This is a genomic window from Sphingomonas sp. 67-41, from assembly GCF_001899725.1.
GTDB lineage: Bacteria > Pseudomonadota > Alphaproteobacteria > Sphingomonadales > Sphingomonadaceae > Sphingomonas > Sphingomonas leidyi.
On sequence record NZ_MKWJ01000022.1, the window covers coordinates 818,275 to 833,417 of the forward strand.

Below are 15,143 nucleotides of genomic sequence, written 5' to 3' on the forward strand. Positions count from 1 at the left end.
CGGCACGCTGCTCCCCGCCATGCGAAAGCGCCGGCCTGCATGGGGATGCGGGCCGGCGCTTTCTTCGTTCGGGAAAGGCGGGACGCCTTATTTCGGCGTGCTGGCCTTGGCGTCCTTGCCGTCGCCCTCCGGCGCCGCGACGATGTCGCGCGTGGTCGAACCCTTGTCGACCACCGTGGTGCCGGGGCTGCCAGCAGTCGAGCGCGCGCTCTGATCGGCGCTGGTGCTGCCCGACTGGTCCATGATCGCCTGCTCGCCGGGGCTGCGCGCGGCCGAGCCGCCGAACATCGCGTCGAGCGCCTGGTTGGCCGGGTTGCCTTCCTGCGGACGCGGGGCGCCCGGCTGCGGCGGCACCAGCGAGAAATCGGGCGGGATCACCAGCGGCGCCTGGCGGGCCACGGCGAACTCGTCGGGGCGCGAACGGTCATAGCCGCGCTTGCCGCAGGCGGAGAGCGATGCCGCGAGCGCAATGGCGCTCACGATGGTAACGGTCTTACGCATTGACTTCATTCTCCACAGCGGCCGGGCTCTCGCCTGCGGCCTTATCGCGCACTAGAAGGGCGCGGATCAACAGGATCAGCACGCCGATGGTAATCGCCGCATCGGCGACGTTGAAGACCAAAAACGGGCGCCACGCCCCGAAATGCAGGTCGGCGAAATCGACGACGAAGCCGAGGCGCGCGCGATCGAGGATGTTGCCGAGCGCCCCGCCCAGCACCATGCCGAGCGCGCAGATGTCCGGCAGTTTCCTCTCGCGGAACATCCACCAGACCACGCCCGCGGCGATCGCGCCGGTGAGCGCGACCAGCAGCCAGCGAGTCGCATCGCTGTTGGCGGCGAACAGGCCGAGCGACACGCCGATATTGGCGACGAAGCGCAGGTCGAAGATCGGCAGCACTTCCTGGACATGGTTGAGCCCGTCGAGCCCCAGCTTCTGGCCGATCAGCGTCTGGACGAACTTGAGGTCGACGCCCAGCGCGCGCACGACGAGCAGCTTCGTCACCTGATCGATGACGAAAACCAGGGCCGCCACCGCGAAGCCGATTCCACGAGTCACGTTCATTCCACCACCCCGGCACAGCGGTCGCACAAGGCGCCGTCCTGCGCAACTTCCGGGAGATGCCGCCAGCACCGGCCGCATTTATGGCGCTGGGTGGGCACGACCGTGACCGTTTCGCCCTGCGTCACCGCCGAGACGATGAACAATTCGGCGAGATCCTCGGCCGAAGCCGGCAGATCGGGCACCGTCACTTCCGCCTCCAGGCTGGAGCGGACCTGCTTTTCGCGGCGATAGGGCTCGATCGCCTCGGTCACCTGCTGGCGCAGCGCCCGGATCGCGTTCCAGTCGCTCCGTACCGTCGCGCCCTGGGGCAGCACGGGCCATTCGAGCAGGTGGACCGATTCGTCCTCGCCCGGGAAGCGCGCCTGCCACACTTCCTCGGCCGTGAAGGCGAGGATCGGCGCGGCATAGCGGACCAGCGCGTGGAACAGCACGTCGAGCACGGTGCGATAGGCGCGGCGCTTGGCCGAGTCCTCCGCATCGCAATAGAGGCAGTCCTTGCGGATATCGAAGAAGAAGGCCGACAGGTCCTCGTTCATGAAATCCGTGAGCGCGCGGCTGTAGCGGTTGAACTCGAATGCGTCGGCCGCACTGCGCAGCTCGGCATCGAGCTCGGCGAGCTTCGCAAGGATGTAGCGCTCCAGCTCGGGCATCTCGGCCACCGCGATCCGCTCGCCTTCGCCGAACCCGTCGAGCGCGCCGAGCAGATAGCGGAAGGTGTTGCGGACCTTGCGATAGGTGTCGCCGGTGCCCGCCAGCACTTCCTTGCCGATGCGGACATCCTCGAAATAATCGGTCTGGGCGACCCAGAGGCGCAGGATGTCGGCGCCGCTCTCGCCGATGATCTTGAGCGGATCGACGACGTTGCCCAGGCTCTTGGACATCTTCTTGCCCTGGCCGTCGAGCGCGAAGCCATGGGTCAGCACCGCGTCATAGGGCGCCCGGCCGCGCGTGCCCGCGCTTTCGAGCAGCGACGACTGGAACCAGCCGCGATGCTGGTCCGAGCCCTCGACATAGAGGTTGGCGCGGGTGCCGGCGCCGTAGCGCGCCTCGATCACGAAGCTGTGCGTCGAGCCCGAATCGAACCACACGTCGAGGATGTCGGTGATCACCTCGTAATGGGCGAGGTCGTAGCGCGGGCCGAGCAGCGCCTGGTGGTCCGCCTGGAACCAGGCATCGGCCCCGCCGGTGGTGAACGCCTCGAGGATGCGGGCGTTCACGTCCGGATCGCGCAGATACTCGCCGGTCTGGCGATGGACATAGAGCGCGATCGGCACGCCCCAGGCGCGCTGGCGGCTGATCACCCAGTCCGGCCGCCCTTCCACCATCGCGCGGATGCGGTTGATCGCACGCTCGGGCACCCAGCGGGTGTTCGCGATCGCATCGAGCGCGACGCCGCGCAGCGTGGCGCCGTTCGAGGCGCTGGCGTCGCGCGATTCCTCGTCCCAGCTGGTGTCGTGCGTGGCGGTGCTGGGGCGGTCCATCGGGATGAACCATTGCGGGGTGCAGCGGAAGATCACCTTGGCCTTGGAGCGCCAGCTGTGCGGATAGCTGTGCGCGAAATCGTCCGAGGCGGCGAGCAGCGCGCCGGCCTCGCGCAGATCGGTGCAGATCGGGCCGTCGCTGGCGACGAACTTCTTGTTGATCACGCTGCCCTGGCCGCCGAGCCACAGCCAGTCGGCCCGGTACATGCCCGCCGCATCGACCGCGAACACCGGATCGATGCCATGCGCCTTGCAGAGCAGGAAATCGTCCTCGCCGTGATCGGGCGCCATATGGACGAGGCCGGTACCGGCATCGGTGGTGACGAAGTCGCCGGGCAGGAACGGACGCGGCCTGGCGAAGAAGCCGCCGAGCTTGTGCATCGGGTGCCGGGCGACGGCGCCGGCGAGTTGCTTGCCCTGGAAAGTGCCGAGCGACTTGGCTTCACCCGAAGTCGGATCATAGCCCCAGCGCTTCATGGTCACTGCTTGCAGGTCGAGAGCGATGACGAAACGCCGATCGTTCCACTCGATCAGCTCGTACTCAATCTCCGGCCCATAGGCCAAAGCCTGGTTCACGGGGATCGTCCACGGCGTGGTCGTCCAGATCACTGCATGCGCGCCGACCAGCTCGGGCGCGTTCGGCGCCTCGACGATCTCGAACGCCACGTCGATCTGCGTCGAGACGATGTCCTCATATTCGATCTCGGCCTCGGCCAGCGCGGTCTTCTCGACCGGGGACCACATCACCGGCTTGGCGCCGCGATAGAGCTGGCCGCTCTCGGCGAACTTGAGCAGCTCGCCGGCGATGATCGCCTCGCTCTCATAGTTCATCGTGAGATACGGGTTGGCCCAGTCGCCCATCACGCCCAGCCGCTCGAACTGGCCGCGCTGCACGGCCACCCATTTCTCGGCATAGGCGCGGCATTCGGCGCGGAAGGCGACGGGGTCGACTTCGTCCTTGTTGAGCTTCTTGGCGCGGTACGCTTCCTCGACCTTCCACTCGATCGGCAGGCCGTGGCAGTCCCAGCCCGGGATATAGGGCGCGTCCTTGCCCATCAGGCTCTGCGAGCGGACGACGATGTCCTTCAGGACCTTGTTCATCGCATGGCCCATGTGAATGTCGCCATTCGCATAGGGCGGGCCGTCGTGCAGGATGAAGCGGGTGCGGCCGGCACGCTGGGCGCGCAGCTTCTGGTAGAGGCCGATCTTCTCCCAATGCGCGAGGATGGCCGGCTCCTTCTGGGCCAGTCCGGCCTTCATGGGGAACTCGGTCTTCGGCAGGAAGACGGTTTCGCGATAGTCTTTTTGGTCGCTCATGGGTGCGCGGGAATTAGAGGAAGCCGCGCGGCATGCAAAGCAGATGTTCTGATGCCGCGCCGGACGAACGGTTTCGGGAGAGGTATCGGAGGGCTATCGGGCCAGCAGCTCCCGCGCGCGGGCCGCATCGGCGGCCATCTGCCGCTTGAGCGCGTCGAGCGAATCGAACTTCGCCTCGGGGCGCAGATAGTCGATCAGCTGCACTTCGATCGTCTGGCCATAAAGGTCGCCCGAGAAATCGAAGAAGAAGGGCTCGAGCAGTTCGACCGGCGGCTCGAAACTGGGGCGGATGCCCAGGCTGGCGACGCCGTCCAGCACGCGCCCGTCGGCCAGGCGCCCGCGCACCGCATAGATGCCATAGGCCGGGCGCAGATAGTTGGCGAGACTGAGATTGGCGGTAGGAAAGCCCAGCGTACGGCCGACCTGGTCGCCATGCTGGACCGTGCCCTCGATCGCGAAGGGGCGGGTGAGCAGCCGCGCGGCGTCGCCCGGCCGGCCCTCGCGCAGATGCGCGCGGATGCGGCTCGAGGAGACGATCTCGCCGTCGAGGCGGACCGGCGCCACCGTTTCGGCGGAGAAGCCCAGCTCGGCGCCGAGCGCGGCGAGCGTCGCCACATCGCCTTCGCGCCCCTTGCCGAAGGTGAAGTCGCCGCCGGTCACCACGCCGCCCGCGCCGATGAACCCGACCAGCCGCTCCTCGGCAAAGCCGCGCGCGCTGAGCGCCGCCAGCGCGGCGTTGAACGGGAAGACCAGCATCGCGTCGATCCCGGCTTCGGCGAGCAGGCGCTGGCGCTGGTCCATGGTGGTGAGGCGGAACCAGGGGCTGTCCGGCCGGAAATAGCGCTGGGGATGGGGATCGAAGGTGCCGACGAGCGCCGGCCGCCCCTCGGCCCGCGCGCGCGCGACCGCGCGGCCGACCACGGCCTGATGCCCCAGGTGAAACCCGTCGAAATTGCCCAGCGCGACGATCGCCCCCCGATAGCCGGGCGGCACCGCCGAGCCGCCGTCCAGCCGCTCCATCGGGCGGCCTATAGGGGGGGAGGCTTGGTCTGCCAACATGCTCAGCTGTTCCCCGGCGAAGGCCGGGGCCCAGTCGCCATATCGCTCGAGAGGCTCGGCGACCTAACTGCATGTGCCGAGACTGGGCCCCGGCCTTTGCCGGGGAACAGGCCGGTCAACGCGTTCAGGCCTTACTGTCCCGGCACGATCCCCGCGCGGATCACGCGCAGGACGTTGCCGCCCATCACCTTGCGGATGTCCTCGGGCGAGAGCCCGGCATCGACCAGCGCCCCGGTGATCGCGATCAGCTGGGACGAATCCCAGCCGGTGGTCACCGCGCCGTCGAAATCCGAGCCGAGGCCGACATGGTCGATCCCCACCAGGTCGCGCACGTGCAGGATCGCGCGGACGACATTGGCCGGCTCGGTGCCGCACACCGCCGCGTCCCAATAGCCGATGCCGACCACGCCGCCGGTGCGCGCCACGCCCTGGATCTCCGCATCGGTCAGGTTGCGGTTGACCTTGCAGGTCGCCTGGACGCCGCCATGGCTGGAGACGACCGGGCGCTTCGCCATCGCCAGGATCTCGGCGACCGATTCGTGGCTCGAATGGGCGATGTCGACGATCATGCCGAGCTGCTCCATCCGCGCCACCACCTGGCGGCCGAGCGGCGTGAGCCCGCCCTTGTGGACGCCGTGCATCGATCCGGCGATGTCGTTGTCGAAGAAATGCGCGAGGCCCGCCATGCGGAAGCCCGCGGCATGGAGCTTGTCGAGATTGGCGAGCTGCCCCTCCAGGTCCTGCAGCCCCTCGATCGAGAGCATGCCGCCCACCACCTTCCGGCCCGCGGCGCGATCGGCGAGCAGCTGGTCGAGCTCCGCGGGCGTATGGATCACGCGCAGCTTGCCGTTCGAGCCGGCCGCTGCCCGATCGAGCTTGCGGGCATGGAAGAGCGAGCGCTCGAGCAGCGAGGTCCAGGTCTTGGGCGGCTGGAGCTGGGCGATGGTGAGCAGGGTGATGTTGTCGGTATCGCCCGAATTCGCGTCGTAATTCTGGTGCTTGGGCGTCTTGGTGACCGAGGAGAAGACCTGGAGCGCGACATTGCCCTCGATCAGCCGGGGCAAGTCGACCTGGCCGGTGTTCGAGCGCTCGAGCAGACTGCGGCGCCACATCAGCGTGTCGGCATGCATGTCGGCGATCTGGAGCGAGGCGTGGAGCTGCTTCACCGCGTCGCTCGGCTTGGCGAGCTTGACCGGCACCACCTTGTTCATGCTGCCTTCGACGATGCCCGGCGCGAAGCCGAAAAAGCCGACCACGGCCAGCAGGAGCAGGATCAGTACGCCCCAGAGGATCTTCTTCTTCATCGCACCCGCTCCAGCGTCACGAAGCTATAGGCAGGGCGCCCCGCTTCCTCGGCGAAATCCTCGCGCGCAACTTCGCGCCATTCAACCCCGAAAGCGGGGACGATCGCGTCCCCCGGCGGCGCGGCATGGATTTCCGTGAGCTCGATCCGGTCGGGCGCGAACAGCGCGAATATCTCGGCGCCGCCGATCACCGCGACTTCGCCCGGCCCGGCCAGCGCCAGCGCCTCTGCCGGGGAGTGCGCCACCTCCGCGCCCTCGGCCCGCCAGGCGGCGTCGCGCGTGAGCACGATGTGGCGGCGGCCGGGCAGCGGCGCGGGGAAGCTTTCGAAGGTCTTGCGCCCCATGATCATCGGCTTGCCCATGGTCTGCGCCTTGAAGCGCCGGAGATCGGCCGGCAGATGCCAGGGCAGCCTGCCGTCGACGCCGATCACGCCATTGTCGGCCCGGGCGAGATGGAAGGAGATCAGCGGCATCGCGGGGCCGGCGCGGCGCGGTCGGAACGGGTCGGGGACGGACGCGAGGCAGGGATCATCCGCCGACACAAGCAGATGCGGCCCCTTATGGGAACCCTTCGCCGATGCGGCCTCGCCGGGGCCCGGGATGTCGCGGCGTCACTCGGGTGCGTCGCTGCCCCTGCCGAACATCGCGCGCCAGACCTCGGCATAGCGCGGGTCGCGGATGCCGGCGCCGTGATAGGGGTTGGGGCTGTTCGCGCCGAAGCCCGGCGGCAGGTCGAGCGTCAGCACATGCACCTGCGCCGCCGGCAGGCCGAGCGCCGCATAGGCCGCCCGGATCAGCGGCACGGTGTTCTCGCGGCTGTTGTACGCCGCCTGCCAGCGCGCGATCGGCGTGGCGCTGGCCCCGGAGATCCAGGGCGCGGGCCGGCGCTCGCGGCCGCTGGTCTCCCAGGGGCTGGAGAAGAGCACGACGCGGCGGACCTTGTGGCGCTTGGCGATCCACGCCGCCATGCCCGCGCCCTGCGACTGGCCGGAGAGGAGGATCGCTTCCCAGTTCGGGCTGTCGCCGTCGAGATAATGGCCCCAGCCCCTGGCCGGCTGCTCCTTGTCGAGCAGGCGGAGCAGCGCGACCAGGCGCGGCACGATGGCCTCGGCCCGGGGATTGGACACCGTCCTGGACTTGCCGGTGCCGAAGATCCGCATCTCGCGAAAGTCGCTGGCGCAGTCGGGATCTGGGTCGGCGGTGCAGACCTGCACCACGGCCGGATCATTGTCGTAGCCGAGCGCGATCGCCCGATAGCCCAGCCCGGCGACGAAGCGCATCAGGTTGGCGTTGTAGGCAGGCTTGCCGTTGGTGCCGGGCAGGAACACTGCGAGCGGCGCATCGGCCGGCAGCCCCTCCGCGGCGAAGACGTAGCTCGGATCGTCGAACGCCTTGACCGCGGGGTCGGCCCGGGAGGGAGCGACCTGATAGCCGGTCACCGGGTCCGCCGCCGGCGCCATCGCCAGCAGGGCGAGGGCGGCGAGCCGGATCACACCGCCACCGGCGCCTTGATGTGCGGCTGGGCCGCGTAGCCGTGGATCGCGAAATCCTCATATTCATAGGCGTCGATCGACGGTGCCTTGCGGAGGATTTCCAGCCGGGGGATCGCGCCCGGCGTGCGCGAGAGCTGCTCGCGGGCCTGGTCGAGATGGTTCGAATAGAGGTGGCAGTCGCCCCCGGTCCAGACGAAGTCGCCCACTTCCAGCCCCGCCTGCTGGGCGAGCAGGTGCGTGAGCAGCGCGTAGCTGGCGATGTTGAACGGCACGCCGAGGAAGATGTCGGCCGAGCGCTGGTAGAGCTGGAGGCTCAGCCTGCCGTTCGCGACATGGCACTGGAACAGGCAGTGGCAGGGCGCCAGCGCCATGGCATGGAGCTCGCCCGGGTTCCAGGCGGAGACGACCATCCGGCGCGAATGGGGATTGGTCTTCAGCGTCTCGATCAGTTCGGCGATCTGGTCGATATGGCGGCCGTCCGCCGCTTCCCAGTCGCGCCACTGCTTGCCGTAGACCGGGCCCAGTTCGCCCGCTTCGTCGGCCCATTCGTCCCAGATGCTGACCTTGCGCTCCTGCAGCCACTTCACATTGGTGTCGCCGCGCAGGAACCAGAGCAGCTCGATGAGGATCGAGCGCAGGTGCAGCTTCTTGGTGGTGAGCAGCGGGAAGCCCTGGGACAGGTCGAAGCGCATCTGATGGCCGAACACGCTGCGCGTGCCCGTTCCGGTCCGGTCCATCTGCTCGGTGCCGTCGTTCAGCGCGCGCGCCATCAGGTCGAGATATTGCTGCATATCCGCAACCTAGTGCCGCGCCGGGCCGGCGCCAAGCGGGCGAGATATCTCCATTGTGGAGAAGCGCGCCCCTCGGCGGGCCGGGGCGCCCGTCCGGAACGGACCGGCTCGCGCTTCGGCGCGCCGATGGCGAGTGGCAGCGCCGCGCGATGCTGTCCGGTGCCGAGAACCCGCCCCTGCGCCTGGCCGATGCCCGGGCCGCGGGCGCGCTGTTCGCACCGCTCGCGCACGAGACGGTGGAGGTGCTGGCCTTCGCCTATCTCGACCGGCACCAGCAGGTGCTGGGCATGCGCCATGTCCGCTCGGCGCATCGCGACCGGCTCGACCTGCCGATCCGCGACGTGGCGGCGGATGCGATCGCCTTCCATGCCTTTGCCGTGGTGATGGCGCACAATCATCCGAGCGGCGATCCGACGCCCAGCCCGGCCGATCGCGCGGCGACGGACCGGCTCGCCCGGGCGCTCGACACGCTGGGCGTGCGGTTGCTCGATCATCTGGTGGTCGCGGCCCGCGGCACCACCAGCTTCCGCAGCCTAGGGTTCCTTTGATTCCCTGGACATGCTGGCCGGCGTCGCGGTCTTGCCGCTTTTGCAGGCGCGGATCGCGCTCGGCTCGGGCCGGTCGCCCTGCGCCTCGAAGATCGCGATATAGCCGCCGGCCGAGGGCATCGGCCGGATCGAGACGAGCGTGTAGCCCACCGCGGCGAACTCGCATTTGAGCAGTGCCGGCGGCGTGCCGTGATCCTGGGTCGGGCGATTGGCGTCGACCACCACCACCTGGCCGTCGGGCGCGAGCGCGGGGCGCAGCCGCCACAGGAACTCATAGGGGCTCTCGATCTCATGGTACATATGGACCATGAGGACGCGGTCGAAGCTGTTCTCGGGCAGGCGCGGATCGGCGGGCAGGCCGAGGCGCACGCTGACATTGTCGAGCCGCTCGCGGATCACGCGGCCGGCGAGCTTCTGGATCGTGTCGGGCACGATGTCCTCCGCGACGACCCGGCCCTTCTTGCCGACGCGCGTGCCCAGGCGGACGGTGTAATAGCCCTCGCCCGCGCCGATATCGGCCACGGTCATGTCGCGCTTGATCCCGGCCAGGTCCATCACCTGCGCCGCTTCGTTCAGCCGGTCGCGCGCTTCCTCGGTCGACCAGCGCGGGGATAGGATGGTGGCGACCGGACGGTCGGCGGCGGGGAAGCCGCTGTTGATCGCGGGCGCGCCCTCTTCTCGATTGTCGAGCGCCGGCCCGCCGCTGCACGCGGCCAGCGCCGATCCCAGGAGCAGGGCAAGGCCCGATCTCAATCGACATCCTCCACTTCGACCGTCTCGCCGGTCACGCGCTGCGATAGCGCAGCCGCCATGAAGGCGTCGAGGTCTCCGTCGAGCACGTCCGACGGCGCGGTGGACGTCACGCCGGTGCGCAGGTCCTTCACCAGCTGATAGGGCTGGAGGACGTAGCTGCGGATCTGGTGGCCCCAGCCGATATCGGTCTTGGTGGCGTTGGTCGCGTTGGCCGCCGCCTCGCGCTCGGCCAGTTCGCGCTCGTAGAGGCGGGCGCGCAGCTGGTTATAGGCCTCGGCCTTGTTCTTGTGCTGCGAGCGCTGGTTCTGGCACTGCACCACGATGCCCGTCGGCAGGTGCGTGATGCGCACCGCCGAATCGGTGGTGTTGATGTGCTGGCCGCCGGCGCCCGATGCGCGATAGGTGTCGATGCGCAGCTCGCTCTCGTTGATCTCGACTTCGATATTGTCGTCGATCACCGGATAGACCCACACGCTCGAGAAGCTGGTGTGGCGCCGCGCCGCGCTGTCATAGGGGCTGATGCGGACGAGGCGGTGCACGCCGCTCTCGGTCTTGGCATAGCCATAGGCGTTCTCGCCCTTGACCAGCAGCGTGGCGGACTTGATGCCGGCCTGCTCGCCGGCGTGGAAGTCGATCAGCTCGACCTTGAGGCCGTGGCGATCGGCCCAGCGCGTGTACATGCGCTGGAGCATGCCGGCCCAGTCGTTGCTCTCGGTGCCGCCGGCGCCCGCGTTGATCTCGATATAGGTATCGTTGGCATCGGCCTCGCCCGAGAGCAGGGCCATCACCTTGTCCTTCTCTGCGCGCTCGGCCAGCGCGGCGAGGCTGGTGGTGCCTTCGCTCGCCATTTCCTCGTCGCCCTCGGCCTCGGCCATCTCGATCAGCTCGGCGGTGTCGTTGAGCTCGGTCTCGATCGCGCGCGTGGCGCTGATCGCCTCGTCGAGGCGGCGGCGCTCGCGCATCACGTCCTGGGCCTTTTTCGCGTCGTTCCAGAGAGTCGGATCCTCCACGCGCGCGTTCAGCTCGTCGAGGCGGCGCAGCGCGCGATCCCAATCGAGGAAGCGGCGGAGCAGCGCGAGCGACTCCTTGATGTTGTCGACATGAGCCTGCGCTTCGGCGCGCATGGGTTTTACCTTTCGAACTAACTACTTTGTCACCCCCGCAACGGCGGGGATCCAGGGTAACAAGCGGCGTCGCTTTTGGCTCTGGATCCCCGCCGTTGCGGGGATGACGACCTATATGAGAATGCGCGCTAGTAGATTCCGCCCTCGCGTTGCAAGAAGTCGCTGTCGCCTTCCTGCTTCTTCGGCGCGACCTTCTTCTCGACGGCCTTGGTTTCCTGCGTCTCGTCCTGCCCGCGCCGGCCGCGGCGCTGCTCGGTATCGGGCTTGAAGGCTTCCCAGATCACGCCCGAGAGCGGGTCGCTCGACGGCCAGGCGCCGGTCACCGGCTTGCCCGAGGCGCGGTCGATGCGGACCATGCGGATGCCCTGCGGCGCAGTGAAGGGAACCTTCTCCATGCCTTCGAAGGCGGGGATGGCGAATTCCTTGAAGATCGGCGCCGCGATCGAGCCGCCCTGGGCATAGCCGCCCAGATTGGTCGGCGTGTCATAGCCGATATAGAGGCCGCCGATCATCTGCGGGGTGCCGCCGACGAACCACACGTCGGTCGGGCCCGAGGTGGTGCCGGTCTTGCCCATCATCGGCCGGTTCAGGTCGCGCAGCACGGTGGCGGTGCCGCGCTGGACCACGCCCTCGGCGATATGGACCATCTGATAGGCGGAGAGCGCGTCGATCACCTGCTTGGCGCGGTTCACCGGGCGCGGCATCGCCCCGCCCTTCCAGTCGGGCGCGTTGCAGCCCTCGCACGGGCGCCAGTTCTCGGGCCATACCACCGCGCCCTTGCGGTTCTGGACGAAGTCGATCAGCGACGGATTGAGCGCGCGGCCATGGTTCACCAGGATCGAATAGGCATTGACCATGCGCAGCACGGTCGTCTCGCCCGCGCCCAGCGCATAGCTGAGATAGGGCGGGAATTTCTGCCGCGAGACGCCGATGCGCTGCATCAGGTCGACGACATGGTCCATGCCGGTCTGGTTGGCGATCTGCACCGTCATCAGGTTGCGCGACTGCTCGATGCCCCAGCGCAGCGTCTTGGGGCCGGCGCCGCGGGCATTGCCGAAGTTGCGGAAGCATTTCTGGCCGAGATTGGCGCCCTGCCAGACGCAGAACGGGCCGTCGACCACGATCGAGGTCGGGGTCATGCCCTGTTCGAGCGCGGCGGCATAGACGATCGGCTTGATCGTCGAGCCCGGCTGGCGCTGGGCCTGGGTGGCGCGATTGAATGCCTGGAGCCGCGAATCGAAGCCGCCCTGCATGGCGAGGATGCGGCCGGTGCGCGGATCCTCGACCACCATGCCGCCCGAGACCTTGGGGATCGAGCGGAGCGACCATTGGCTGCCCGATTCCGGCGCCACCGCGACGATGTCGCCGGGCTTGAGCGCATCGAACGCCTGGCCGCCCTGCCCGCGCACCGGCATGGTCGCCGCCCATCTGGGCAAGGTGCCGGTGGTGCCGTCGTCGAAGCCGATCTGCCAGACGTCGCCCGTGCGATCGATCAGCACGCCGGCGCGCCAATCCTCATAGTCGACGCCGATATTGGTGTTGAGGAACGACTGGAGCCAGCTCTTGCCGACATCGGCACGGCCGATCGGGCCCGACCAGCCACGGCCGCGATCATAGCGCAGCAGGCCGTCGCGCAGCGCCTTCTGCGCATATTGCTGGAGCTTGGGATCGAGCGAGGTGCGCACCCACAGGCCGCCCGAATAGACGCTGTAGGGCCCGCTCTCGTCGGTCTCGCCGAACTTGTCGATCAGCTGGCGGCGCACTTCCTCGACGAAATAGCCGCCGAGGCGCTCGAACCGGGGCGTCTGGCGCGGCACGGTGCCGAGCGGCGCCGCGACCGCCGCGTCGTGCTGGGCCTGATCGATGAAGCCGTTGTCGAGCATCTGCCCGAGCACCCAGTTGCGGCGATCGAGCGCGCGCTGCGTGTGGCGTTCGGGATCATAGTTGGACGGGCCCTTGGGCAGGATCGCCAGATAGGCCATCTGCGGCAAGGTGAGCTTGTCGAGTTCCTTGCCGAAATAGGCCTGGCTCGCCGCCTCGACGCCGCCGGCGTTGCGCCCCAGCTCGATCGAGTTGAGGTACAGCTCCATGATCTGCTGCTTGGTGAGCGTGTCCTCCATGCGCCAGGCGAGGATGCCCTCCTTGGCCTTGCGCAGATAGCTCGTCTCGTTGCCGACCAGCAGGTTCTTGGCGACCTGCTGGGTGATCGTGGAGGTGCCGCGCGGCGTGGAGCCGCTGATCAGCCCCTGGAAGGCGGCGCGGGCGAGGCCGGGGAAATCGACGCCGTGATGCTCGAAGAAGGTCTTGTCCTCGGCGGACATATACGCCTCGACGAGGAGCTTGGGATATTCGGCGAAGCTCAGCTGCACGCGGCGCTCGCGCGCATAGCTGTGGATCGGCAGCCCCTCGACCGAGCGGACATTCGTCGGGAGCGGCGGCTCGTAGTTCTTGAGCGTGTCGACCGAGGGCAGGTTGCGCGCGATGAACAGCCAGACGAGGAACACGAACAGGCCGGCCAGCAGCGCGAGCACCGCCAGGATTCGGAACCACCAGCGATGGCGCACGCGGCCGAACAGCCCCTTGAAGCCCCCGATCTCGCGCTTGATGCGCATCTTAACGCTGGAAGTGGTGGAACCGTCGGACATGCGGCTCGCGGTTTAGCAGGATTGGGAGCGGAAGGAAGCGGGGAGTCTGGCGGCCGGCTTCGCACCGTCCTCCGGTCTCTCCGTGCAGGCGGGGATGGCGGCAAGGGTGAATCGCGCCGAAACCCTTTTATGCCGCCTTCGGAACCACTTCCCCGCGCACCCTCTATAATGAACCCCGAGGGGAGGAAGAAGAAGGGGATGCGTTCAACGGGAGGCCAGTGTCCGCGACGCCATGCGGGTCGCGAAATGGATCTCCACGGCCTTGCGCACGCTCTGCGCCACTTTCCTGCGCCCTTCGTCCGATGCGAGGAAGGCGGCATCGCCCTCGTTCGAGATATAGCCCGTCTCGAACAGCACCGAGGGCATGTCCGGCGCCTTGAGCACCATGAGCGAGGCCATGCGGTGGTAGTTGGCCTTGATCGGGATCAGCGGCTGGGCCTCGCGGCCGAGCAGCCGGGCGAAGCTCGCCGAAGCGTTCATCGTCTCGCGCTGGGTGAGGTCGATGAGGATCGAGGAGATGTCCGGATTCTGCGTGCCGAGGTCGACGCCGGCGATGATGTCGGCCTTGTTCTCGCGTGCCGCCAGCCGTGCCGCTTCCTTGTCGGAGGCGACCTCGGAGAGCGTGTAGACCGTCGCGCCCGAGGCTTCGGCATTGCCCGCGCTGTCGCAGTGCACCGAGATGAACAGGTCCGCGTTCAGCTTGCGTGCCAGGCCGTAGCGCTCCTGGAGCACCAGGAAGCGATCGTCCTCGCGGGTGAGCGCCACGCGCACCCGGCCCGAGGCGATCAGCGCGTCCCGGATCGCCAGCGCGGTCTTGAGCGTAAGGTCCTTCTCGCGCAGGCCATTCGCGCCGATCGCGCCGGGATCGTGCCCGCCATGGCCGGCGTCGATCACCACCAGCGGGCGGTCGGACGCGCCATAGACGTGCGGCAGCGCGGCCGGCGGCGCGCGCCGGGGCAGGGCGATCGTCTCGCTATAGCGGCTGTGCCCGGCGGGCTGCACATAGGAGAAGGGCGGCAGGAAGCGCATCCGGCGCTCGGCCGCGGCGCGGGCGAACTGCGCGTCGTCCACGGTGCGCAGCTGCAGCGTGAGCGTGCGCCCGTCGCGCCCGAAGCTGCCTTCGGTCACGATCGCCGGTCGCGCGAGGTCGAGCACGATCCGCGCGCCCTCGGCGCCTTGCGAGCCCTGGCGGATGCCCGCCACCGGCCCGTCGGCATAGGCGCGATTGCCCGGCTCGGCGCCCCTGGCGTCGAGAACGATCCGCTGCGGTCCGGCCAGCATGAAGGCGCTCGCCTGCGAGACGGGCTCGTCGAACCTGACGATCACCCGGTCACCTTTGACTCGCACTTCCTGCACGACGCCCGCCCAGCTTGGAACTCCGGTCAACCAGCCGGAGAGCAAGGCGAGCAGGAACAGCACCCTGACGCTATGCCGCGCCCGGGCTCCGGGGGTCCAGCCCAAAACCATGATTAGATACTCTGACTACGCGTCTGCCCTGACGAGTCCGGACTAGGCGGCGCGTCTCAAATCGCCGTGAAACGATGCGGTTAATTTGCGATTCGGCA

Annotated in this window: 13 protein-coding genes; 1 reads left to right on the top strand and 12 read right to left on the bottom strand. The window is 68.4% G+C overall.

Features of this window, described 5'->3' with window-relative positions; translation table 11 throughout:
* Positions 1 to 87: 87 nt before the first annotated feature.
* The 8 genes from BGP17_RS14960 to BGP17_RS14995 form a co-directional block, all read right to left on the bottom strand.
* A complete protein-coding gene (locus BGP17_RS14960; RefSeq protein ID WP_086128054.1) occupies positions 88 to 501 on the bottom strand; it encodes a DUF3035 domain-containing protein in 414 nt (137 codons plus the stop codon).
* Positions 494 to 1,063: a signal peptidase II gene (gene lspA / locus BGP17_RS14965; protein WP_286712529.1), complete on the bottom strand. Its 570-nt coding sequence runs from the start codon at positions 1,061 to 1,063 to the stop codon at positions 494 to 496. The genes BGP17_RS14960 and lspA overlap by 8 nt, the downstream gene beginning before the upstream one ends.
* Positions 1,060 to 3,861 carry an isoleucine--tRNA ligase gene (gene ileS, locus BGP17_RS14970; protein WP_286712530.1) on the bottom strand — a complete coding sequence of 934 codons (2,802 nt, stop codon included), beginning with the start codon at positions 3,859 to 3,861 and terminating at the stop codon, positions 1,060 to 1,062. The genes lspA and ileS overlap by 4 nt, the downstream gene beginning before the upstream one ends.
* Before the next feature lie 93 nt (positions 3,862 to 3,954).
* The gene (locus BGP17_RS14975) at positions 3,955 to 4,881 is read right to left on the bottom strand and encodes a bifunctional riboflavin kinase/FAD synthetase (RefSeq protein WP_167299794.1); all 927 of its coding nucleotides are present in this window, start codon (positions 4,879 to 4,881) and stop codon (positions 3,955 to 3,957) included.
* A gap of 170 nt (positions 4,882 to 5,051) precedes the next feature.
* Positions 5,052 to 6,224: a dipeptidase gene (locus BGP17_RS14980; RefSeq protein ID WP_167299793.1), complete on the bottom strand. Its 1,173-nt coding sequence runs from the start codon at positions 6,222 to 6,224 to the stop codon at positions 5,052 to 5,054.
* The gene (locus BGP17_RS14985; protein WP_167300486.1) at positions 6,221 to 6,691 is read right to left on the bottom strand and encodes a dihydrofolate reductase; all 471 of its coding nucleotides are present in this window, start codon (positions 6,689 to 6,691) and stop codon (positions 6,221 to 6,223) included. The genes BGP17_RS14980 and BGP17_RS14985 overlap by 4 nt, the downstream gene beginning before the upstream one ends.
* Before the next feature lie 144 nt (positions 6,692 to 6,835).
* Positions 6,836 to 7,717: a BPSS1187 family protein gene (locus BGP17_RS14990; RefSeq protein ID WP_286712531.1), complete on the bottom strand. Its 882-nt coding sequence runs from the start codon at positions 7,715 to 7,717 to the stop codon at positions 6,836 to 6,838.
* A complete protein-coding gene (locus BGP17_RS14995; protein ID WP_286712532.1) occupies positions 7,714 to 8,508 on the bottom strand; it encodes a thymidylate synthase in 795 nt (264 codons plus the stop codon). Before BGP17_RS14995 ends, BGP17_RS14990 begins: the two co-directional genes overlap by 4 nt.
* Before the next feature lie 53 nt (positions 8,509 to 8,561).
* Here BGP17_RS14995 and BGP17_RS15000 point away from each other — a divergent pair, with 53 nt between their 5' ends.
* Positions 8,562 to 9,056, top strand: coding sequence for a JAB domain-containing protein (locus BGP17_RS15000; protein WP_286712533.1), 495 nt, complete (start codon positions 8,562 to 8,564; stop codon positions 9,054 to 9,056).
* On the opposite strand, the gene BGP17_RS15005 is transcribed toward BGP17_RS15000, so the two are convergent.
* The 4 genes from BGP17_RS15005 to BGP17_RS15020 all read right to left on the bottom strand — a co-directional run bounded on the left by BGP17_RS15005 (position 9,042) and on the right by BGP17_RS15020 (position 15,045).
* Positions 9,042 to 9,809, bottom strand: coding sequence for a class I SAM-dependent methyltransferase (locus BGP17_RS15005; protein ID WP_167299790.1), 768 nt, complete (start codon positions 9,807 to 9,809; stop codon positions 9,042 to 9,044). The two genes, BGP17_RS15000 and BGP17_RS15005, sit on opposite strands and share 15 nt — an antisense overlap.
* Positions 9,806 to 10,933 carry a peptide chain release factor 2 gene (gene prfB, locus BGP17_RS15010; protein WP_286712534.1) on the bottom strand — a complete coding sequence of 376 codons (1,128 nt, stop codon included), beginning with the start codon at positions 10,931 to 10,933 and terminating at the stop codon, positions 9,806 to 9,808. Before prfB ends, BGP17_RS15005 begins: the two co-directional genes overlap by 4 nt.
* Positions 10,934 to 11,061: 128 nt before the next feature.
* Positions 11,062 to 13,578 carry a penicillin-binding protein 1A gene (locus BGP17_RS15015; RefSeq protein WP_167299788.1) on the bottom strand — a complete coding sequence of 839 codons (2,517 nt, stop codon included), beginning with the start codon at positions 13,576 to 13,578 and terminating at the stop codon, positions 11,062 to 11,064.
* Between the two features lie 204 nt (positions 13,579 to 13,782).
* Complete coding sequence (locus BGP17_RS15020) at positions 13,783 to 15,045, bottom strand: N-acetylmuramoyl-L-alanine amidase (protein ID WP_286712535.1); 1,263 nt, start codon at positions 15,043 to 15,045, stop codon at positions 13,783 to 13,785.
* Between the last annotated feature and the right edge of the window lie 98 nt (positions 15,046 to 15,143).